The following is a 20,649-nucleotide window of genomic DNA, read 5'->3' on the forward strand; positions in this document are numbered from 1 at the left end:
ACCCTGCCCTATATATACGGCCGCCCGCATCCTGTCTGCCCAGACAGGTGCGGGCGGCCGTTTGCTTTCGTTATGTTTGCAGCTCAACGATGCCGTAGGCAACCTCGTAGGTGAGCGGAATGCGCCCATCGGGAAGCCGATAACGGTCGTCGTAGCACTTTACCATTTTCCGATAGAGCGTACGGTTCAACGCGCCGGCGGCAGCACTGCTTGCGACGGCGTTGCCCGCTCCGACGCGGCGGACTTGCTGCAGCATCGCCGGCACATCCGGGAAAGCATAGCGGTAGCTAGCCTCTTCCCATGTGACAGAAGGTGGCAACGCTTTATGGGACGACAGAGCTGCTGGATCCGCTGTAGATACCGCAGCGTGGGCAGTGCTCCGTGCAAGATTGTCTACAGGAGCAGCCGTACCAGCAGCCCGTTCGTCGGCCTCAGATACGGCGGCTCGTACAGGCGCGCTCAGCCACCCAAGCCAATCCTCCCGCGCCGGGTATGCCAGTCCGCGTGGAACCGACGGCAAGCCGAGCGCCGATTCGGCTTCTCCGAAAGACTCGTGCAGCTCGTGCAGCGTCCCCGGCATAAACGTAGCGAAGGCCAGCACTCCGCCCGGAGCAAGCAGGCGAAGCAGCCCGCCTGCCGTCTCCGCCGGACGGTTGAACCATTGAAAGGCGGCGCTGGAGACGATAAGGTCGTAAGATTGAGCGCGATCACGGCTTCCCCTCTGTCCGCCCTGCTCCTGCACCCACGCCTCCGCATCGGCGATGACGGGATCGAGGCGCCGTGCGGCTGTACCGGATTGCTCCAGCTTCGTGCAAGCCGCCCTCACCATTTGCGGCGACATATCGACAAGGGTCGCGGATGCCTCTGGAAATAACCGAGGCAGTTCAAGCGTCAGCAGTCCCGTACCGCAGCCGATATCTGCAATCCGGGAGACTGGTCCGGTACAGCTCGTCGAAATGCGCTGCGCCAGTTCGTGCGCCATCACACGCTGCACCTCGGCATAGCTGTCATACTCGTGCGCATGCTTGTCGAAGCGGCGCTGCACAAGCGATTTATTCACGTTCGCGCCCAGAAATGGACGCGGAGTCTCTGTTGAATCCGATGTCGTTGTCATACCACGACGTCAACTCCTTTCGCCAGCGAGCCGGTTGCGTAAGAAACGGCACATGCCCGGCCTGCGGCAGCACCGCAAAGCGGGCAGCGTTCCGCTGTCCGTTCAGCGCCTGTGCCCGCTTCACCGCGCCAAGCGGGCATACGGTGTCGTCCGCCCCGTGCAGCCATAGCAGGCGCGGCCCCGCCGGTGCCGCCGTCACCCGCGCCCACGCCGCGGCAAGGTCTGCCTGCTGCAGGTAGGCGAGACCGGCGTCAAGCCCTTCCGGCGTGAATGCATGCACGCCAGACTCAGGCGACGCGGGTTGAGCCGCTGCCATGGGCGCATGCGCAGAGCACGCCGTTCGCGCACGGTACTGCGCAAGCACCCGCCGCAGCCCGGCGTCATCGCGCTCGGCTGCGGAAGGGAGACATTCCGCGAACGCGCGGAGCGTCTCCTCGGGCGCATGCGCCAAGCGGCGGCGCATGCGCGCTACGACACGGTCGGGCCAACCGGCCTGCCCCGTGTCGTCAATGAAGCGCAGCGTCGTCCCACAGAAGACGATGCTGCGCACAGCTGGCATGGCGGGGGAAGCTGGCCCCGCCATCCATGCGGCAAGCGCCTCGAGGAGCAGCATTCCGCCCATCGACCAGCCGATCGCATGCCACTCCCCTTCCGGCTCCAGCCGGAAGGGCAGGCTCACCACTTCGCGGAGCTCCTCTATCGTGCGGCAGGAGGCATACGACACATAGCGATGGTCTAATGCGGGCAGCTCAGCGGCTAAATGCCGCCACGTCTCGGGTGACATCCCCCAGCCGTGCACCCATAACAGCTTCGGGCGCTTCGCCTTCGCAGCGGAAGCGTCTCCGCCTCCATTCGCTGCCGTTGTACCGTTCATCCCTATCTGTTGGCCATCATTTTCATATCTTCCTATCTCCATCATTAACAACCTCGCGTCATACTTACTATCATCCATGGCTGCTCTATTTTCTTCCACTTCCGACTGCCTATTGTCGTAAATTCGGCACCAGCGAAGCTGGCATGTCTGTCTCTACACTAAGAAGCGTTGAGCCTAGATATTTCGCGCCAAGCGTGCGACCGTATCCGCCACCCACAGCAAATCCTCGTCGCGATGCATCGGCGTCGGCGCAAAACGGATGCGCGCCGACCCTTCCGGCACCGTCGGCGGCCGAATCGCTACACCCGCGATGCCCGTCTCTGCCAGAGCGGCGCTCATCGCAACCGCGAGCTCATCCGTGCCTAGCATGACCGGCACGATATGGCTCGCACCCTCGCCGATGTCCAGTCCGCCGGCACGCAGCCGCGCGCGGAACAGCGCCGCCTTGCGCATGAGCTCGGACCGCGCTTCATCTGCAGCACGCACCTCGCTGAGCCGGGCACGAATGAGGGCTGCCATAAGTGGCGGCAGCCCGGTATTGTATATGAATGTGCGCGCCCGATTCACCAAATAGCGGATGACGATGTCATCCGCTGCAATATAGGCCCCGACGGCTCCAAACGCCTTCCCGTACGTGCCCATAATAACGTCCACGCGCTCATGCAAGCCAAGCTCATGGCACAGCCCGCGCCCTTCCGGCCCATACACGCCGCCGCTGTGGGCTTCGTCGACCATAAGCATCGCGCCGTATCGCTCCTTCAGCGTCACCAGATCGGTCAGCGGCGCCTCCGTCCCATCCATGCTGAAGACGGAATCAGTGACGATGAGCTTCCGCGGCGCCCGTCCCGCTCCACTGGTTGCGCCGACGCTCCACTTCTTCAGTTGATCCTCCAGGCGGTTCAAATCCCGATGCGGATAGCGCACATGATGCGCGCGGCTCAACACGATGCCGTCCACGATGCTCGCATGATTCAAGCGGTCGCTAAATACGGCGTCATGGCGGCCAACCAGCGCAGAAATGACGCCGGCATTGGCCATATAGCCGCTCGTAAAGACAAGGCACGCTTCCCTTTGCTTGAATTCCGCCATCTCCCGCTCCAGCGTGGCATGGTGCGGATCGTGACCAACGATGAGCCGTGAAGCTCCAGAACCTATTCGAACTCCAGGTTCACCCATAGCTTCTGTCTCCGTGCGCAATGCCTCCCACCCCTGTTCAGTAATCCAAGGAGCAAGACCTAAATAATGATTGGACGCCAAATTCAAGAGCCGTCTGCCGTCGCGCTCGATCCATCCGTTCTCCAGCCAGATGGCGGTCGACAAGCGGCGCAGCCGCCCCATTCGCTCCCTCTCATCCAATTCCTCTTTCATCCACGCCCATCGTTCCGAATTATTGATAACGCTAGTTACAGCGCACATTGTTCAATCTCAAATCCTAAATCCTCGATCATTTTATGATCCGCCGTCGCTTCCTGCCCTTCGGTCGTCAAGTAGTCCCCGACGAACACCGAATTCGCCGCATAAAGCGCAAGCGGCTGCAGCATGCCCAGATTCACTTCACGTCCGCCAGATGCGCGAATCTCCTTCGACGGGCAGATGAAGCGGAACATCGCAATTGCTTTCAAGCAGCGGCGCGGGTCCAAATCGTTCAAATGCGCAAGCGGCGTCCCCGGAATCGAATTCAAAAAGTTAATAGGAATCGAGTCCGCGTCCAGCTCATGCAAGGAGAACGCGACATCGACGAGCTGTTCGTCCGTCTCGCCCATCCCCATTATGACGCCAGAGCACGGCGACATCCCGGCATGCTTCGCCGTCTCCACCGTATGTACGCGGTCCGCATACGTATGCGTGGACGTAATATGAGAATAATGGCCTTCGCTCGTATTGAGATTGTGGTTGTAGCGGTCAACACCGGCCTGCTTCAACCGATTCGCTTGCTCCTGCGACAGGATGCCCAAGCAGGCGCAGATCTTCATTGGCATCGTCGATTTAATCTCCTCCACTGCAGCCACGACCTGATCCAGCTCACGTGAAGTCGGTCCGCGCCCACTGGCAACGATGCAATACGTACCCGCCTGCATCTCCATCGCTTTCTTCGCGCCATCCACAAGGATATCCTTCTCAAGCAGGGTGTACTTCTCAATCGGAGCGTCGGATACGCGCGACTGCGAGCAATATCCACAGTCCTCAGGACAGTATCCGCTCTTTGCATTAATAATCAGGTTCAACTTCACCTTATTGCCAAAATAGTGCCGGCGCACGCGGTACGCCGCGTCCATAATCGCGAGCAGCTCATCATCATCTGCGCGCAGCACACTCAGAGCCTCTTCCCGGGTGAGAGCCTCTCCCTGAATCGCCTTTCTGGCCAAATTACGCCAATCTGTCTCCACTATTATCATTGTGTCGCTCATCCTCATCGCTCCTTCTTCTCATCTTTATTCGCGTTCAAGCAGCCATTGCGTAAACCGGGTCATCCTAGTAAACGAAGCTAGCCACTGTTCCTGCCACATCGCCCATGCTGACGATTCGGTCGCCCGGGCGCGATCTGGCTGCGGAAGCCAGGGCACATGTCCCAGTACAGGAACATCCGCCATCGTCTCAATCATGCGGGCGTTCTCCTCTACTTCCTTCACTTCTGCCATCGTCGGAGGACCACTAAACGCTATGGCGATGTCTATATTTCCCCGTTCGCGTGCGTAATGCACCGCCGTAACCGTATGACTAACCGTCCCCAGGCCCGGTGAAGATACGATCAACAGTGGCACTCTGAGCTCATGTGCCATATCCGCCATCGTATGCCGCTGCGAGAATGGTACGGCGATTCCCCCTGCGCCCTCAATCAACAGAAATGCCTGTTGTTCCAACCGCTTACGCCCTTCCTCCAGCAAAGCCGTAAACGAAAATGCAACATCTGCACGTTCAAATGCCATCCAGGGCGCCAGCGGATCGCGCAGCGTCCAAGTCGCCAGCATTTCCTCGGGGAGCTCGGTCATCCCGCTTCCCATTCGCAAGCGATAACTGTCCGCTTCCGGGTCTCCCATAGTCACACCGCTTTGTACCGGCTTCCATAGCTGTAGCTTCCGCTTCCGAATTTGATGGAAATAAGCCGCAATCCCCGCAGTGACGACTGTCTTGCCAACGCCCGTTCCCGTTGAGGAAACGAACAATCCTTTGCTATCCCCTGACCCTCGTTGCATTTGCGGTTTCATGTTGGGCACCTCTTCTTTGTAAACCTATGTATATGAATATAGAGTTGACATTACATTCATCCATTTTACCGGAATGGCGGAATCAGCACAAGAGTTTGTTAACCAAATTAATACATGAAAGGTAAACATACATGAACTGCCTCTACATAAAATCCACACACATCTTTGGTACGCTGTTCTTCCAGCGATTCTTTAGCCCGCTTCCCTATACTGCAGCTGTTGGATGTGGGATCATACCTTTATCGATCCGTGATAGGTTTGCGATATAACGAAAATGCCCTCATGTACTAAAAGATCAAATGTCTATCATCAAGGAGGAACCAAATATGTGTCATTTTCAACCATCTCATCGTCTCCGCCCGCTTCTAACAATCTCGGTTGCAACCGTGCTGATCTTGGCCTTATCTTCAGGCTGTTCCCGGCAGCCAGACGGAGCGGAGACGCGGTTCAACACTTCGTCTGACGCGGGCGCGGCAGAGAATAACAGTACGCCGTCCGGCTCGAACGATCAGGAGCAATCAGCCCTACCCGCCAGCACCGCAGATGACTTCGGTGTTTTTGAATTGACCTCAATTCGCCCGCAGCCAGGAAATAAACCGATCACACTGACAATACAACAGGCGCGGCACAATTTCGGAGACGGACGCGAAGCAGACATTTGGGGCTATAACGGACAAGTTCCCGGGCCGCCGCTCGTATTTGCGGAGGGGGATCGCGTCACCGTGGACGTAAACAATCAGTTGGATGTCGGCACCAACATCCACTGGCACGGCTTGAAGGTTCCGATTCGGCAGGACGGTCCCGGCATCGACATGCAGCCCGGCAACCGGCACGAGTATGAGTTCACAATCCGGCAGACCGGAACATACTGGTATCACTCGCACTACCGTCCGGTCGAAGAGCAGGTCGAGCAAGGTTTGTACGCTCCTCTCGTTATTAAGACAGCGGCAGATCTGAAGTATGACCGTGATATCGTGCTTGTATTGGATGATTGGATGTTAGAAGAGAGACAAGCTTCGGGGAAGATGAAGATCGATGAATTCGACACGATAAATGGCAAGACCGGCTCTGCCATTCCTGCGTTAACCTTAAAGGAAGGGGAGCTCGTGAAGCTGCGGTTCGTCAATGCTTCAACCGTCAACTCGCAGAAGCTGAACCTGCCGGGACATACATTTCGTGTGACTCATTTGGACGGAGCGGCGCTGGCGGAGCCATTTGAATCCGATACGATCCTTATCAGTCCCGGAGAACGTGTCGACGCCGAACTGCTGGGCAGCTATAGCGCTGGCAGCTTCGAGCTGACCAACGGCCGGGGCCGCGGCATGCGTCTGCCGATCATATATAACGGACAACGGAACGAAGTAACAGCATCACCGTTCCTTGCACCTGCGCCCCGTCCGCTGCTGACGGAAGCGCCTCAGTCGCCTGACTTTACGGTACGCCTGAATTCGGGCATGGTGAGCGGCAATCTAGAAAGCGACGGGAAGATGAATCAAGGTATGACGAATAGAGGAGCGATGAGGGGAGGCATGATGAACCATCGCATGTCGTGGCTGATTAACGGGCAAGCCTTTCCCGATACAGAGCCCCTTCGCATCGAGACTGGCCGCACTTATACAATGCGAATCTATAACGATGACCATCATATGGCGCATCCCATGCATCTGCATGGCACACACTTTCAAGTGCTCTCCTTCAACGGCGAAGCGCCGGCGCGGGAGTTGTTCAAGGATACCGTCAATGTCCCTCTGGCCGAGTATGTAGACATTGCATTCCGCTTCGATGAAGCAGGAGAATGGATGTTTCACTGCCATATTTTGAATCACGAGGACGGCGGCATGATGACATCCGTCATCGCCGAGTAAAACGGATTGGGCCCGCACAACTTTAACTTGATTCAAAAAAGGAGCTGCCTCATTTTTAGATAGCCCCTTTGTACTTGAAAAGCCCAGGAAGCTTGGTATTATCCCCTCTATGTGTATATGTTCTTGTCTTTTCCGACAATTCTGATCTGTGGTCTCAGAAATTCAATTTTTTAATCAGTGCTAGTGACGTAATGCATTGCGTTCGCAATGCATTAACCGTCCAAGTGTATTTCTTGGAGTATACCGCTTTCCTTTTTTTGAGCCTCCGTTTTCAACGTACAATTCTATTTTTTCACCGCTGCTTTAAGATTCACCCCCTATCACTCTATACAACGAACCATCCACACAAAAATGTGACAGTAAAACAAAAATAAAAAGGATGCAACATAAAAATAATTTGTTTAGATATCTAAATCTATTTTCCGCTTGCTTATATTTATTTCATTTGCTAATATAACTGACGAACGTTCGTTAAATCGGAGGTGGTTTTATTGAAAAGCAATGGCATTAAGGAAGCCGCTCTAAAATATTTCACAATTCATGGTTATGAAGGAGCATCCCTTTCTCTAATCGCTGAAGAAGTCGGCATGAAAAAACAATCCATTTACGCCCATTTTAAAGGAAAGGATGATCTTTTTCTGCAAGTTTTACGTGATGCGAAAGAGACGGAGCTATCTTCAAAGCTTCAATATTTCAGCAACATTGATTCAAAAAATCCCGAAAAAGATTTATACGGATTTCTGCAATTGGTAATCGATCTATTCCAAAAAAATGAGCAGTTAAAATTTTGGCTGCGTATGTCTTTTTTTCCGCCGGCACATCTCGCAAAAGCAATCGAAAAGGAAGTAATCGATATCGAGGAGAAGGTGCAGTCGATACTGGAAAGTAAATTTCAGGCTTGGATCGATGCTGAAGCAATAGTCGGAGATGCAGCAAAAACGCCGACCCTCGCCTTCTTAGGAGTAGTCGATTCCATTATGCTGGAGCTTGTATACGGCAATGATGAGAAACGGCTGAAGGATAAATTAGCAGCCTCTTGGACCGTATTCTGGAGAGGTATTTCACATTAATGATTCTTACAGAAAGAAAGTGTTGATACATGAAGAAAACAATAAAAGAACAAAAGACGGTATTACTTATTCTTTTAAGCAATATATTCATTGCCTTTCTAGGAATTGGTCTCATCATCCCCGTTATGCCGTCTTTTATGAATATTATGCATTTATCAGGCAAAACGATGGGCTATCTTGTTGCTGCATTTGCGGTGGCACAACTGCTTATGTCACCACTCGCAGGACGATGGGTTGACCGTTACGGCAGAAAGAAAATCATCATCATCGGCTTATTCCTTTTCGGTGTCTCAGAACTTATCTTTGGGTTGGCCACGAATGTATCGGTGCTTTATATATCAAGGATTCTAGGGGGAATTAGTGCCGCCTTTGTTATGCCAGGTGTTACTGCATATGTGGCAGATATTACATCCGTTCAGGAACGGCCAAAAGCGATGGGCTATATTTCTGCCGCCATTAGCACGGGCTTTATTATAGGACCTGGCATCGGTGGCTTTATTGCAGAATACGGTGTGCGTATGCCCTTCTTCTTTGCGGCAGCCATTGCCTTTTTAGCATGCATTTCGTCCATATTTATTTTAAAAGAGCAGCTGACAAAGGAACAGCTTGCAGAAATTTCCGCAAATACAAAGCAAACAAACTTTATAAGCGATTTAAAAAGATCACTTCATCCGCTTTACTTTATCGCATTTATCATTGTATTTGTGCTCGCTTTCGGTTTATCAGCATATGAAACGGTTTTTAGCCTGTTTTCTGATCATAAATTCGGCTTCACGCCGAAGGACATTGCAGCCATTATTACAATAAGCTCAATCTTCGGCGTTATTGCGCAAGTATTTATGTTTGGAAAAATGGTAGAAAAACTCGGTGAAAAGAAACTGATCCAATTATGTTTAATTACAGGTGCAATATTGGCGGTGGCGTCCACCTTGATCTCTAGCTATTTGGCCGTGCTGGCGGTAACTTGCTTCATCTTCCTCGCATTTGATTTGCTTCGTCCGGCATTGACGACATTTTTATCAAAAGCTGCCGGGAAAGAGCAAGGATTTGTTGCTGGAATGAATTCAACCTATACGAGCTTAGGTAATATCGTCGGGCCAGCGATGGCAGGAATACTATTTGACGTAAACATCCACTATCCTTATCTTTTCGCTGCTGTCATTATGGTCATTGGCCTCGGTATTACAGTCATGTGGAAGGAAAAACAATTGGGAGAAAGCTTAGCGGAATAATTTGAAAAGCACGGGGCGTATTTATAAATAACACCATTTACTTTGTCGGTAGTGCCAGCTTCGCTGGTACTGCCCCATCCAGAAGATATATCCCTTCTTGATACCGCTCGTAATCTGCCTTTAGCTGCAAAATCATTTCCGTTTTTTTCATCTTCATCCGTCCTTTCAAGTAGCCTGGCCTATAGTCAAGCCAATCGTGGACCTTCTCAATTTCATAGCTAATGTCCTCGGCCACCGCTTGAACCCCGTTGCTCCGCTCCACCCCCGCAGTACCTGTCACCGTTCCAGCCCGTTTTTGCTTTTAATCCAAGTACCCGCGGTTGCGGAGCGTAGCGCAGCAAAAAGCCCAATGGAACATAGATCCGCTTTCTGGCTGCTGCGCTTAGTGATCTCTGTATCGATTGGGCTTTTAGTAGTGGTGGGGGGTCGTGGCCGTTTTATATACGCAACTCCTATTACATTCTGATCGGAGGTTCCACCATGTTCTTTCCTGACTGCAGGGGAGAGCGGATCTATGACGCATTGCTCAAGGTCCTAACAACATATCCGCCATGGCGAGGAGGAGGAATACGCTAATTTTCTGAATGAAGGGTAGAGTGAACCAAAGGGTCTAAATAGGAACATTCGCTCTGGATACGCCTCGCTCCTGTAAGCCCGAACCCCTGCCCTAGCCGGGCTTTAGGGACAAGCGTGAACCGCATGGCGATACGCATTGAAGGTTCTCTCCGTCATCCTCTTGTACAAGAAAAGAGAGCGGTCAAATGCATCCGCTCTAATCGTTCTCGCTGCGATCACTGTCTGGACGCTTCCCTCGATCCCTATCTTCATTGAATTCGCCCGTATCCAGTTCCATGTCCTCTTGTTTGATGATTTCATGAATTTGATGCTTAATCGTCTCTGAGCGGGTTCCGAATATTGCCTGCACATTGTTGCCGACCTCAAGCACCCCCGAAGCGCCCAACTCTTTCAATCGGTCTTTGTCCACATCCCCCTTATCCTTGACCTGTACACGCAAGCGCGTAATGCAAGCATCCAGGGAAGCGATGTTGTCCTTGCCGCCAAGCGCTGTCAGTATGCCGCGCGGCAGTTCTCCCGCCGTTGCCGCTCCTTGCCTAGAGGCAGCAGCCGGTGCGGCCGCTTCCCTTCCGGGTGTCTTGAGATTGAACTTGCGGATGGCGAAGCGGAATCCAAAATAGTAAATGAGCGCAAGCACCAAGCCGACCGGGATGACGAGCCAGTAAGGCGTCCGATGCTGGAGCACGCCGAACAGCAAATAATCGATGACGCCGCCGGAGAACGTCATGCCGATTTTGACGCCGAGCAGATGCATCGTCAGGAACGAAAGACCCGCAAAAAGGACGTGAACGGCAAAGAGAAGCGGCGCCACGAACAGGAAAGAGAATTCGAGCGGTTCCGTAATTCCGGTCAAGAACGACGTGAGCGCTGCCGAGCCCATAAGCCCCGCCACGAGCGTTTTATTCTCCGGGCGCGCTTCATGGTATATGGCGAGTGCTGCCGCTGGCAGCCCGAACATCATGAAGGGATATTTGCCGGTCATGAACGTACCCGCCGTCAGCTCGACACCATCCTTCAATTGGGCGAAAAAGATCTTCTGATCCCCTCGGACCAGCTCGCCTGCTTTGTTCACATATTCCCCGAACTCGAACCAGAACGGCGCGTAGAAAATGTGATGCAATCCGAATGGAATGAGCGCCCGTTCACAGATGCCGAAGATGAAGGCCGCAAGCGCGCGGTTCGAATCGATGAGCGAATGAGAGAATGCATTCAGACCAACTTGAATGGGCGGCCATATGAACACCATCACGATCCCGATAATAAGCGACGTGACGGCTGTTATTATCGGAACAAAGCGCTTGCCCGCGAAGAAGCCGAGGTATGAGGGCAGCTCAATCGTGAAAAAGCGCTTATACAGCGTTGCCGCCGTGATGCCGATAATAATGCCGCCGAAGACGCCCGTCTGCAGCGTCGGCACGCCCTGCACGATGGCGTACGCGAAGTTGGACTCTACCATGTCCGGCGTTACGTTCATTATCACTTTCATCGTCACATTCATGACGAAATATCCGACGATGGCGGCAAGCCCTGCCACACCGTCCCCCCCGGCCAGACCGATGGCTACCCCGACAGCGAACAATAAGGACAAGTTATCAAACACGATGCCCCCAGCTTGCTCCATCACGTTGGAGATGATACTGATGGTGCTGCTGCCCAGCACCGGAATCCTTGCAATTAGATCCGGATTGCGAAGCGCATTGCCGATACCGAGCAGAATGCCGGCCGCAGGCAGAATGGCGACAGGCAGCATCAGTGCCTTGCCGACCTTTTGCAGCACGCCGAATATGGATTTAAACATAGAACTCAACCCCTAACTATGTGCATGATCTTCAGAATGGATGAGAAACCTGTTGTTACCATTTCCAATCCGTTCTAGTGCTATGCACGCGGGTGAGTACTGATTTACAGAGTCATAACTTCATGTAAACTCATACAAATTCATGATACTTCATATACGACAACGCCCTTGGAAACTCCCAATTCAGGGTAGCGCGCCATAATGGCCGGCAGCTCGCCCAAGCGAAAGCGGTGGCTGATGAGCGGCTCGATGCGCAGAAGAGCTTTTTCGGAGAGATCTATTTAAGCGTGGAGCAGGAGACGAGAGGGCGCGGCAAGCATCTGCTTATCCAATCCATCAACAAAGAATCGGAGCTTGAGCTTACTTTGCCGCCGTTTTTGGAAAATCTGGACGTAGACGGCATCCTTATTTTGTCTCACCTTAGTACGACTTACACGAACGCAGTTATTGCCACCGGCATTCCGACAGTGCTAATTGACCATCATCATCCGGCCATTCATATCGACTGCATCTTGACGAACAATCGCTTCAGCGCATATGAGGCCGTTCAGCATCTGTTCGAGCTTGGGCACCGGAATATCGGCTTTATGGGCAACATCAGCTTCTCACCCAGCTACTACGAGCGGCTGGATGGGTTCCAACTGGCACTTCGCGATTTGGGACTCGATGTCAATCCGGACTAGATCGTGACGGATGCGCTTGAGCAGTCGGAATATATGATGCAGACGATGAAAGCCATCAGAACCCAACCGACCGCTTGGTTTTGCGTGAACGATGGCCTCGGGTTCCTCGCCAACTCCACGCTGCATCAGCTTGGCTTTCAGGTGCCGGATGACGTATCCGTCTGCAGCTTTGATAACGGGCAGTTATCCCGCTTGGCCACGCCCACGACGACAACGATGGCCGTCGATTTGAATCTGTTCGGCCGCAAAGCCGTCGAGCAGTTGTTCTGGCGCATGGAACACAAGGTTGAGCCGTTCATGGAGCTGTTGCTGCCGACGAAGCTCATCGCACGAGAATCCACCGCGGCACCGAGAAGCTAAAAAACGATATTAAATCGAATTACAAAGGGGCTGTCCCAAAAGTAGAATTTCTACTTAAGGGACAGCCCCTTCTCTCGTTAACTGACATCAAGTGGCGGATAATTAAGAAAGGATTGACGAAGCAACTGTTTTATGAAAAAATATAAATACCAACGGTCGGTATCTAATAGGAGGATGGATAATGGCAAGAAACAAATATCCCGAGAAGACATTGGAGCAAATTCTAACGGTGTCAGCAAAACTGTTCACCGAGAAAGGCTTTGACAAAACTAGCATTCAGGACATTATTGATGCTTTAGGAATGTCAAAGGGAGCAATATACCACCATTTTAAATCAAAAGAAGAGATATTGGATGCGGTCATGAAGCAGCGCTCTCAATCTACGACAGAGATGTTCGACATGTTAATTCAGAATACACAAGCGAATAATGCAAGAGAGAAGCTTGTGAGTATATTAGAAGCGGTTGCCACAGACAAAGATACACATTCCATAGACAGCGTGTTGAGCTCACAGATCAAGAACCCGCAGTTTGTAGTGACAGGGATCAAGGACTGTGTCATTAAGGATACTCCCCGGATTGCTCAAATTATGTTGCAAGGTAGAGAAGACGGATCCATTGTTACCGATTATCCGACTGAATGTGCGGAGATTTTCTTGTTGCTGTTGAACATATGGATAAACCCGGTTTTATTTGAACGCAACCGTTCGGATACCCTTCGTCGTTTACAATTTTTACAGCAGATGATGAAGCAGTTAGGTGTTGATGTTGTCAGTGATGCATTAATTGAGAAAGCAACCGACCTGTACGCGAATATGGGCGGATATTCACAAGATGGGCAATGAATGTTTACAAAGGGGGCTCGGTGATGCACATCGGATTTATTGTAGGGTCAACGATCGCAAGTGCGGTGTTGATTGCAGGCATTATTGGATGGCTGCTGAGCAAACGTAAGGGTTATAAAAATGTGTGGGCAGGTTGGGCGATCGTGTTCGGTGTCTTCGCCCTAATCAGCGCAGTAATAAATGCGGGGATTCGGTAGTGAGCTGCTTGTCATTTAAATGTGAATGGTTGAATAAGGAGGCGCTAATTGCAAATGGTTAATCAAAAAATACTTGCAGCGACCAAAAAGCTGTCTAACAACACGTATCATAAGGCGATGAATCGCGCCCAAAAAGCAACCCACCCATCCCCAAAAGCAGTATACAAAGGTGCAGTAATCAGTGGAGGTATTGGACTTGTTCTGTTGGCTGCGGGAGGTGCGGGGCTACTGTTTAACCTGCACCTATGGGCATGGGGCTTGCTTGGTTCCGGAATCATTGTAGTGGGTGTCAATGTGTTCAGTGCACTTAGAAGTATCTCCAAATAAAACCAACGATTATAATTGACAAAAAAGGGGCAGCCACCGTCATTCATTATGACTTTTGGGGCAGCCCCTTCCCTATGCATCCATTGAATTATTCAGCTTCCAACGCTTGTACCGCAAGCGCCAACGCGCCCGTAATGCCGGCCCGGTCTTGCAGCGCCGGCGGAACGATATAATCGTCGCCGCACTCCAATACAGCAGGATGCTGCACATAGCCGTTCAGCAGTTCCTTCACTTGCTCGCGAATACGCGGGAACAGGTGAAGCTGCTTCGATACGCCGCCGCCGAGAATGATTTTCTCAGGGGAGATCGTCAAAATATAGTTCATCAACGCTTGCGCCAAGTAAAAGGTTTGGAATTCCCAAGCCTTGTGATCATCGCCCAGTTCGTATGCTTTCACGCCCCAACGGCCTTCAATGGCAGGTCCGGCCGCCAGCCCTTCCAAGCAATCCTTATGATACGGGCATTTGCCTTCATACGTATCTTCGGGATGGCGCTTCACCATGATGTGTCCCATCTCCGGGTGAACCAAGCCATGCACGAGCTTGCCTTCCACTACCGCGCCTGCGCCGATGCCCGTGCCGACCGTAATGTACAGGCAGCTGTTCAAGCCCTTGGCCGCGCCGAAGATTAATTCGCCGAGCGCCGCACCATTGACGTCGGTGTCGAATCCTACCGGAACGTTGAAATGGCGCTTCAGGTGGCCGACGACATCATAGCCGCTCCAATGCGGCTTCGGCGTCTTCGCGATATGACCGTATGTCGGGCTTTGCTTGTTCAAGTCTACCGGACCGAACGATCCGAAGCCAATGGAGCTTACCCCTTTATCCTTGAAAAATTCAACCGTACGATCCATTGTCTCTTCCGGCGTCGTCGTCGGGAAAGACTCGATATGTTGAATTTGTCCATCCGGCGTGCCTACAGCGACGACAAACTTCGTACCTCCGCCTTCAATTGCACCTAACAGTTTCATTGTTTCTCCCTCACCTTCTCCAAGCCTGTCCTTCTCTACGATGTTCAGGCGGGGTTATCCGCCAATCCGCGTAATGCCGCGCATTCTGCCTATCTGTCGCGCGGCAGCACGATAACGCTTCCATCCTGTTCATTATAACATCGCCTATCGGATGTTCCAATAAGTTGCGCGCATCATCTAAGATTCGGACACATATGCTGAGCTTTCTACCCTTTTGCAGGTGTTCCATGCTGGAAATGACGATAGACTTTCGCAAGCTGATGCGCTAAAATATGAGCAAGTTATTTTGCTAAAACGCGCCACTAAGGAGGAGCCACACCATGACCGTTACGACGTCTCAGCAAGGAATGTTTGGTCAATTTGGCGGCAGCTTTGTTCCGCCGCAGCTGCAAGATGTAATGAATCGGCTTGCCGAAGCTTTTTATCATTACAAGGATGACCCGGAATTTATCGAAGAATACAAAACGTACTTGCGTGAATTTGTCGGACGGGAAAGCCCACTTACCTTTGCCAAGCATCTGACTGCGAAGCTTGGGGGCGCGAAAATCTATTTGAAACGCGAGGATTTGAACCATACCGGATCCCACAAAATCAACAACGTGCTCGGGCAGATTTTGCTTGCGAAGCGCATGGGCGCGCATCGGATCATTGCAGAGACGGGAGCCGGCCAGCATGGCGTAGCGACTGCGACCGTCTGCGCGATGTTCGATATGGAATGCGTTATATATATGGGAGCCGAGGACATCCGCCGTCAAGCGCTAAATGTGTTCCGCATGGAGCTGCTGGGCGCGAAAGTCGTCTCGGTTGCAAAAGGGCAGGGCAGACTGAAGGACGCTGTGGATGAAGCCTTGAACGACCTGGTTGAGAACTACGAGAACACCTTCTACCTGCTTGGTTCTGCTGTAGGCCCCCATCCATTCCCTTCGATGGTCAAGCATTTTCAAGCGGTAATTAGCGAAGAATCGAAGCGTCAGATAATGGAAAAGGAAGGACGATTGCCAGATGCCGTATTGGCATGTGTCGGCGGCGGCAGCAATGCCATCGGTTCCTTCGCGCATTATGTGGATGAGCCTGCGGTGCGGTTGATTGGCGTGGAGCCGGAACAAGCCCCTACGTTGACACAAGGCGTGCCCGGCATTCTGCACGGCTTCAAATGCCTCGTTCTCTTCGACGAGGAAGGCAATCCGGCGCCAACCTACTCCATCGCGGCGGGACTCGATTATCCCGGCATCGGCCCGGAGCACAGCTATTTGAAAGAATCGGGCCGCGCGGAATACGTGACGGTGACGAATGAAGAAGTGCTCGAAGCATTCCAAGTGCTGTCCAAGACGGAAGGCATCATCCCGGCGCTGGAAAGCGCGCATGCGGTCGCGCATGCGTTGAAGCTCGTTCCGGTGCTGGACGGCAATCAGATCGTCATCATCAACATCTCCGGCCGCGGAGACAAAGATGTGGAGCAAGTGTTCGAGATGCTCAAAGCGAACAAATAGCGGCAATGCAGCGCAATACAGCCATAGTCCGCATGGGAACGGGACTATGGCTGTTTCACGTTTTACTCAATCGTTCACTGTCCGGCTGGACGCCCATGCCGCTTTTTACGTACAGGGCAAAAAAATCACCTGGATTTTTACTGACTTTGGTTAATTTGGCCGTCTCCGCCTCGGCAATCTTTTTGTTATTCTGGACGGAAGAAGCTTTGGAGTCCGCCGTGATGGCACTTTTTGCCTTCGTTGGTTGCGATGCCGCCTCTGCGGCTATATTCAGCGAACCGAACAGCCGGATGCCGCAATTGCCGCCTTGCTCATGTTTTTCATGCGAAAAATTCTCCTCTCCCTATTCACAGGGGTCTGCTGCCGCCAGACAATGCACCAGACTCCGCCGGTTGGCCATCTGTATTCGTCGCTTACCTATTCCTGCGGGCCAATTCGAGCTCCACCTGCGCCTTTTGCTGCAGCTCCGCCAGCGCCTCGTCCACTGACTGCTCATTATCGGTAACGGATTGCAGCGCTTCATTCACCAGTGAAGAATACGCCTCATAGAAGCTCTCCGGGATGTTCTTCTTCCACGGCTCATTCGCCCGATGCTTCGCCGGCTTCAGCATATAAATCGATTCCGCGCCTCTTTCCAAGCCTCTCGGAATATATCCTGTCCGCGCCGGCAGCTCGCTTCTTCCGTTGCGGGATATGACCTTTGCCATCGCCGCGCCGTTCATGAACTTGACAAGCTCCCAAGCATCTCGCTTATTCGTCGAATCCGCAGCGATCGCGAATATTTGTGTCGCATAGGTACTCGCGGATTCATCCACGCGCGCCGGATCGATCGGGGCGGTCACCATGCCCCAATTCATCTTGGAAGACCCGCCAATGTGTGCAGCAAAGGACGAATCATTGATAATCATCGGGAGTTCCCCGTTAACGAATTTGTTCATGGCCAATATATAACGCGATCCAGGCTCGCCGTCCTGCTGCGGCGGACGAACCGATACCGCCTTGTTCCGGATCGCATCGGCCGTTAACTGAAACGCTTGCTTCCAGCCTTCGGATTGCAGCATCACCTGCTTCCCTTCCGCGTCGAACAGCTGCAGATTCATCGCAGCCGCAACTCCCCGCAATACGTCAGAAGCTTCATTATCCATCAATCCGTATGAAGTATCCTCATCCGTTCTGCCGTTATGGAACCGGGCAGCCAGTTCGAATAGCTCCTTCCAAGGCATCTTGTCGACCGGCGGATCGATATGCATATCCTTGAACATATCCGCATTGTAGTAAAGGAACGAAGCTCTGAGCGTGGGAGCAAGTCCAAATAGAGAACCGTTTCCCCTTTCACGCAGCATGTCGATCAAGCCTGGCGCATAGCCGTCCAAATCGAATTGCTCCTGCTTGAAGGCCGATTCCAAATCATATAGCTTGCCCATGCTGGATAATTGATCATACTCATCCAGATTTAGAACGAGCACGTCCGGCTTCTGGCGCTCTATCATACGCTGTAACTTTTCCAATGGGCTTAATTCATTCGGTTCGCCCTCCCCCTCATCCCACGACTGGATTACTTCGATTTCAATGTCAGGGTACTGGCTGTTAAATAACTGGCCGTACTTGATATGGAAGTCCTCTACATAGGGATAATATACCTTCAGCTTCCCGTTGCCTTCACCGCTTAGCTCGTCCGGCACGGGCTTATTCCCGAAGCACCCGCTTATGAGCAGGACGATGCTGAGCAGAAGCAGTACAGCCGCTTTACGTTTTCCGGTTCGCCTCATTTCTTCACTTCACTTCTCCTTTGCACTCCTATTCATCGATCTCTTTTATTTCACATTGTCTTGGCGCGCCTTCTGAAGCGCTGCCTGTGCCTTCTGCTGTAGTTCTGCCAAGGCTGCATCCACGGCTTTCTCATTTTCAATGATGGCCTGTAGCGCTTCTTCCCGCAAAGGAGCATATACACTGTTGAATTCATTAGGAATCCGCTTTATTGCCCACTCGAATTTCCTATTTTTTATTTGCAATGCATAGAAAGCTTCTGTACTCTTGCCCTGAATCGACTTGACGAATCCGGTTCGCGTCGGCAGCTTATAGTACATGGTGGAGCTTGCCTTCGCCATCTCCGGTCCGTTGACGTACTTAACAAATTCCCAGGCCGCCCGCTTATTGCTCGATTGCTCGTTTATGGCAAAATACTCATCGGAAATCGCGCTTGGCGTTTCATTCGGGTGGGTGGGATCAATAGGGACAGGAACCATTCCCCAATCCATCTTGCTCGCCTTCTTGTTGCTCGAATCGCTAAACTCACGAATAAAGCCTGATCCACCAATGGTCATAGCAGCATTGCCTTGCAGGAAGAGATTATCGGACGAACGGAGAAACCTCGTATCTCCCGATTTCTGAACCTGCAGCGCGCGGGCACGTATTGCATCCGTCACCATTTGATATGCCTGCTTCCAGCCCTCGGATTCGAGCAAGATATTCTCCCCCTTAGCATCGAATTCCTGCAGGCCCCATGTGTCCGCTATGCGATTCAGCATCCGAACCGCGTTCTCATCGCCAGCATATAGCCCAGGCATTCCCGCATCTTCGAAGCGCGCAGCCAGATCGAACAGATCCTTCCAGGTCATGCCGCCTTTTGGCGGTTCTATCGCATTCGCTTTGAACAAATCGGCATTATAATAAATCACATCCGTAAAGAAAAACGGCGGCAGGCCAAATAGCGTGCCTCCTCCCTTCTCTCTCACCATATCAATCAAGCCTGGCATGAACCCTTCCAGATCGAATTGCTCCTGCTTGATGATCGGCTCTAAATTATATAATTTGCCGTCCAATGCGTATTCTTCATAATATTGAGGTGGCAGAGTCAACACATCGGGCTGCTGTTCATCAATCAGCTTCGCTAATGCCGTCCCATAATCAACGCCTTTTTTCGTTTGCTGGAATAATCCCTTGGTCTCGACCACTTCAATGTCGATATTCGGAAATTTGAGCGTAAATACATTTCCGTATTCTCGAAAGAAATCGCCCTCATCATAGGAAAGCACTTTTAATTTGCCGCGGCCATCCTTTCCGAGCTCCTCCAGCACAGGCTTCGTTCCGAAGCATCCACTCACCAGAGCCATAATGCTTACCAGAATCGTGCCTTGCTTCAACCACGAACCCCATCGCATCTCGCCTATCATTCTCCTTTGCTTCCGTATCCAAAGCCGCAGGCAACCCGTACCTGCAGCTTCTGTCGGCCTTAATCCCTATCATTTTTTAATCATCGTTTTCGCAAGCTTGACTAACTCTTCCTCCGTCAATGAATTTCCAGGATTCACGGAGATGAAAAATACCTTTCCGTTTTTCGACCAGGTAACTTGATTTCGATCAGTATGTAAGCTATCTGCGGCGGATTCGTATTTGTATTCTTTAGTCTTCTTATCTTCGCTATAATCCGTTTGCATGTGGAGAATGATATTATCTTTTCCTTTTTTGTACTCCAGTTTGATATCTCCTGCTTCCTTCCATTCCATCTTTTTGGAATATACCACTTTGCCTTTGGCTTCAGCCTTCACTTGTGCCTCGAACTGTTTACTGGACGGACTTTGGATTACTCCTTTAACAAAGGTATATCCTTCTGGCATCCCCTCTGGCTCCTGCACGATTGCTCCCTTTAATTTAGTAGTCCATTTCTTGTAGTCTTCGTATTTCTGAAATGTTGGGAATTCCACATAATATAAAAACTCACTATCGCCATTCAGCTTCTTATCACTGACATACACAAGGTAAACGTCCCCAGGATTTTTTTTGATTTTTACTATCCTTGCCTTCTCCGCTTCGATCATTTTCTTTTTCTCTGCATCAGTCGGAGCTTTGGCCGCTGCCGTTTTGAGCGTAATGCTGTTGATTGATTGCGACGACGCTGCCTGTACAGCAGCACTCATGGAACCTAGCAGCAGGATGCTGCAAAGTGTAGCGATTGTTACTTTCATTGTGTTTTTCATGGGTTATTCTCCTCTCTAAATTTCAAACGATTTTCGGATGTTAGTCAGGCCGCACTATCGTGTTTA

Annotated in this window: 18 protein-coding genes and 1 pseudogene; 8 read left to right on the top strand and 11 right to left on the bottom strand. The window is 51.9% G+C overall.

What is annotated here, in order from left to right; all coding sequences use genetic code 11:
- Window positions 1-70 precede the first annotated feature (70 nt).
- The 5 genes from A372_RS35455 to bioD all read right to left on the bottom strand — a co-directional run bounded on the left by A372_RS35455 (window position 71) and on the right by bioD (window position 5,194).
- Window positions 71-1,114, bottom strand: a complete 1,044-nt coding sequence (locus A372_RS35455) for a methyltransferase (RefSeq protein ID WP_019421344.1) — start codon at window positions 1,112-1,114, stop codon at window positions 71-73.
- Window positions 1,053-2,087: an alpha/beta fold hydrolase gene (locus A372_RS0113280; protein ID WP_237728536.1), complete on the bottom strand. Its 1,035-nt coding sequence runs from the start codon at window positions 2,085-2,087 to the stop codon at window positions 1,053-1,055. The genes A372_RS35455 and A372_RS0113280 overlap by 62 nt, the downstream gene beginning before the upstream one ends.
- Window positions 2,088-2,162: 75 nt before the next feature.
- A complete protein-coding gene (locus A372_RS0113285) occupies window positions 2,163-3,356 on the bottom strand; it encodes an aminotransferase class I/II-fold pyridoxal phosphate-dependent enzyme (protein ID WP_036704143.1) in 1,194 nt (397 codons plus the stop codon).
- Between the two features lie 35 nt (window positions 3,357-3,391).
- Complete coding sequence (bioB, locus tag A372_RS0113290; RefSeq protein ID WP_019421347.1) at window positions 3,392-4,396, bottom strand: biotin synthase BioB; 1,005 nt, start codon at window positions 4,394-4,396, stop codon at window positions 3,392-3,394.
- Between the two features lie 24 nt (window positions 4,397-4,420).
- A complete protein-coding gene (gene bioD, locus A372_RS0113295; protein WP_019421348.1) occupies window positions 4,421-5,194 on the bottom strand; it encodes a dethiobiotin synthase in 774 nt (257 codons plus the stop codon).
- 326 nt (window positions 5,195-5,520) lie between these two features.
- Here bioD and A372_RS0113300 point away from each other — a divergent pair, with 326 nt between their 5' ends.
- The 3 genes from A372_RS0113300 (at window position 5,521) to A372_RS0113310 (ending at window position 9,361) form a co-directional block, all read left to right on the top strand.
- Entirely contained in the window at window positions 5,521-7,059 is a 1,539-nt protein-coding gene (locus A372_RS0113300) for a multicopper oxidase family protein (protein ID WP_019421349.1), read from the top strand.
- Window positions 7,060-7,550: 491 nt separating this feature from the next.
- Window positions 7,551-8,129 carry a TetR/AcrR family transcriptional regulator gene (locus A372_RS0113305; RefSeq protein ID WP_019421350.1) on the top strand — a complete coding sequence of 193 codons (579 nt, stop codon included), beginning with the start codon at window positions 7,551-7,553 and terminating at the stop codon, window positions 8,127-8,129.
- A gap of 29 nt (window positions 8,130-8,158) precedes the next feature.
- The gene (locus A372_RS0113310) at window positions 8,159-9,361 is read left to right on the top strand and encodes an MFS transporter (RefSeq protein ID WP_019421351.1); all 1,203 of its coding nucleotides are present in this window, start codon (window positions 8,159-8,161) and stop codon (window positions 9,359-9,361) included.
- 37 nt (window positions 9,362-9,398) lie between these two features.
- Here A372_RS0113310 and A372_RS0113315 read toward each other — a convergent pair whose 3' ends face one another.
- Complete coding sequence (locus A372_RS0113315) at window positions 9,399-9,641, bottom strand: hypothetical protein (protein WP_157259544.1); 243 nt, start codon at window positions 9,639-9,641, stop codon at window positions 9,399-9,401.
- Between the two features lie 492 nt (window positions 9,642-10,133).
- Entirely contained in the window at window positions 10,134-11,735 is a 1,602-nt protein-coding gene (gene ptsG, locus A372_RS33895; protein ID WP_019421353.1) for a glucose-specific PTS transporter subunit IIBC, read from the bottom strand.
- A gap of 230 nt (window positions 11,736-11,965) precedes the next feature.
- Here ptsG and A372_RS33900 point away from each other — a divergent pair.
- The 4 genes and pseudogenes from A372_RS33900 to A372_RS0113340 form a co-directional block, all read left to right on the top strand.
- Window positions 11,966-12,778: pseudogene (locus A372_RS33900) on the top strand (substrate-binding domain-containing protein); the annotation flags it as partial.
- 181 nt (window positions 12,779-12,959) lie between these two features.
- Entirely contained in the window at window positions 12,960-13,622 is a 663-nt protein-coding gene (locus tag A372_RS0113330; protein WP_019421356.1) for a TetR/AcrR family transcriptional regulator, read from the top strand.
- A gap of 23 nt (window positions 13,623-13,645) precedes the next feature.
- The gene (locus A372_RS37945; protein WP_019421357.1) at window positions 13,646-13,819 is read left to right on the top strand and encodes a hypothetical protein; all 174 of its coding nucleotides are present in this window, start codon (window positions 13,646-13,648) and stop codon (window positions 13,817-13,819) included.
- A gap of 54 nt (window positions 13,820-13,873) precedes the next feature.
- The gene (locus tag A372_RS0113340) at window positions 13,874-14,146 is read left to right on the top strand and encodes a hypothetical protein (RefSeq protein ID WP_019421358.1); all 273 of its coding nucleotides are present in this window, start codon (window positions 13,874-13,876) and stop codon (window positions 14,144-14,146) included.
- An 88-nt stretch (window positions 14,147-14,234) separates the two neighbouring features.
- Here A372_RS0113340 and A372_RS0113345 read toward each other — a convergent pair whose 3' ends face one another.
- Window positions 14,235-15,116 carry an ROK family protein gene (locus A372_RS0113345; RefSeq protein ID WP_019421359.1) on the bottom strand — a complete coding sequence of 294 codons (882 nt, stop codon included), beginning with the start codon at window positions 15,114-15,116 and terminating at the stop codon, window positions 14,235-14,237.
- Window positions 15,117-15,436: 320 nt separating this feature from the next.
- Here A372_RS0113345 and trpB point away from each other — a divergent pair, with 320 nt between their 5' ends.
- Entirely contained in the window at window positions 15,437-16,606 is a 1,170-nt protein-coding gene (gene trpB, locus A372_RS0113350) for a tryptophan synthase subunit beta (protein ID WP_019421360.1), read from the top strand.
- 413 nt (window positions 16,607-17,019) lie between these two features.
- Here trpB and A372_RS0113355 read toward each other — a convergent pair whose 3' ends face one another.
- The 3 genes from A372_RS0113355 to A372_RS0113365 all read right to left on the bottom strand — a co-directional run bounded on the left by A372_RS0113355 (window position 17,020) and on the right by A372_RS0113365 (window position 20,583).
- Entirely contained in the window at window positions 17,020-18,375 is a 1,356-nt protein-coding gene (locus tag A372_RS0113355; RefSeq protein ID WP_019421361.1) for an ABC transporter substrate-binding protein, read from the bottom strand.
- 45 nt (window positions 18,376-18,420) lie between these two features.
- Window positions 18,421-19,767: an ABC transporter substrate-binding protein gene (locus A372_RS0113360; protein WP_019421362.1), complete on the bottom strand. Its 1,347-nt coding sequence runs from the start codon at window positions 19,765-19,767 to the stop codon at window positions 18,421-18,423.
- A gap of 81 nt (window positions 19,768-19,848) precedes the next feature.
- On the bottom strand, window positions 19,849-20,583 hold the full coding sequence (locus A372_RS0113365; RefSeq protein ID WP_019421363.1) for a DUF4367 domain-containing protein: 735 nt from the start codon (window positions 20,581-20,583) through the stop codon (window positions 19,849-19,851).
- Window positions 20,584-20,649 lie beyond the last annotated feature (66 nt).

It is taken from the genome of Paenibacillus sp. OSY-SE, assembly GCF_000283315.1.
Taxonomy (GTDB): Bacteria; Bacillota; Bacilli; order Paenibacillales; family Paenibacillaceae; genus Paenibacillus_B; species Paenibacillus_B profundus.

Excerpts from the sequence above, each read along its gene's own strand:
- A372_RS0113345 (WP_019421359.1), bottom strand. The coding sequence starts at position 15,116 with ATGAAACTGTTAGGTGCAATTGAAGGCGGAGGTACGAAGTTTGTCGTC.
- bioD (WP_019421348.1), bottom strand. The coding sequence starts at position 5,194 with ATGAAACCGCAAATGCAACGAGGGTCAGGGGATAGCAAAGGATTGTTC.
- A372_RS35455 (WP_019421344.1), bottom strand. The coding sequence starts at position 1,114 with ATGACAACGACATCGGATTCAACAGAGACTCCGCGTCCATTTCTGGGC.
- A372_RS0113355 (WP_019421361.1), bottom strand. The coding sequence starts at position 18,375 with ATGAGGCGAACCGGAAAACGTAAAGCGGCTGTACTGCTTCTGCTCAGC.
- A372_RS0113365 (WP_019421363.1), bottom strand. The coding sequence starts at position 20,583 with ATGAAAAACACAATGAAAGTAACAATCGCTACACTTTGCAGCATCCTG.
- bioB (WP_019421347.1), bottom strand. The coding sequence starts at position 4,396 with ATGAGCGACACAATGATAATAGTGGAGACAGATTGGCGTAATTTGGCC.
- ptsG (WP_019421353.1), bottom strand. The coding sequence starts at position 11,735 with ATGTTTAAATCCATATTCGGCGTGCTGCAAAAGGTCGGCAAGGCACTG.
- A372_RS0113285 (WP_036704143.1), bottom strand. The coding sequence starts at position 3,356 with ATGAAAGAGGAATTGGATGAGAGGGAGCGAATGGGGCGGCTGCGCCGC.
- A372_RS0113340 (WP_019421358.1), top strand. The coding sequence starts at position 13,874 with ATGGTTAATCAAAAAATACTTGCAGCGACCAAAAAGCTGTCTAACAAC.
- A372_RS0113360 (WP_019421362.1), bottom strand. The coding sequence starts at position 19,767 with ATGCGATGGGGTTCGTGGTTGAAGCAAGGCACGATTCTGGTAAGCATT.
- A372_RS0113310 (WP_019421351.1), top strand. The coding sequence starts at position 8,159 with ATGAAGAAAACAATAAAAGAACAAAAGACGGTATTACTTATTCTTTTA.
- A372_RS0113330 (WP_019421356.1), top strand. The coding sequence starts at position 12,960 with ATGGCAAGAAACAAATATCCCGAGAAGACATTGGAGCAAATTCTAACG.
- trpB (WP_019421360.1), top strand. The coding sequence starts at position 15,437 with ATGACCGTTACGACGTCTCAGCAAGGAATGTTTGGTCAATTTGGCGGC.
- A372_RS37945 (WP_019421357.1), top strand. The coding sequence starts at position 13,646 with ATGCACATCGGATTTATTGTAGGGTCAACGATCGCAAGTGCGGTGTTG.
- A372_RS0113300 (WP_019421349.1), top strand. The coding sequence starts at position 5,521 with ATGTGTCATTTTCAACCATCTCATCGTCTCCGCCCGCTTCTAACAATC.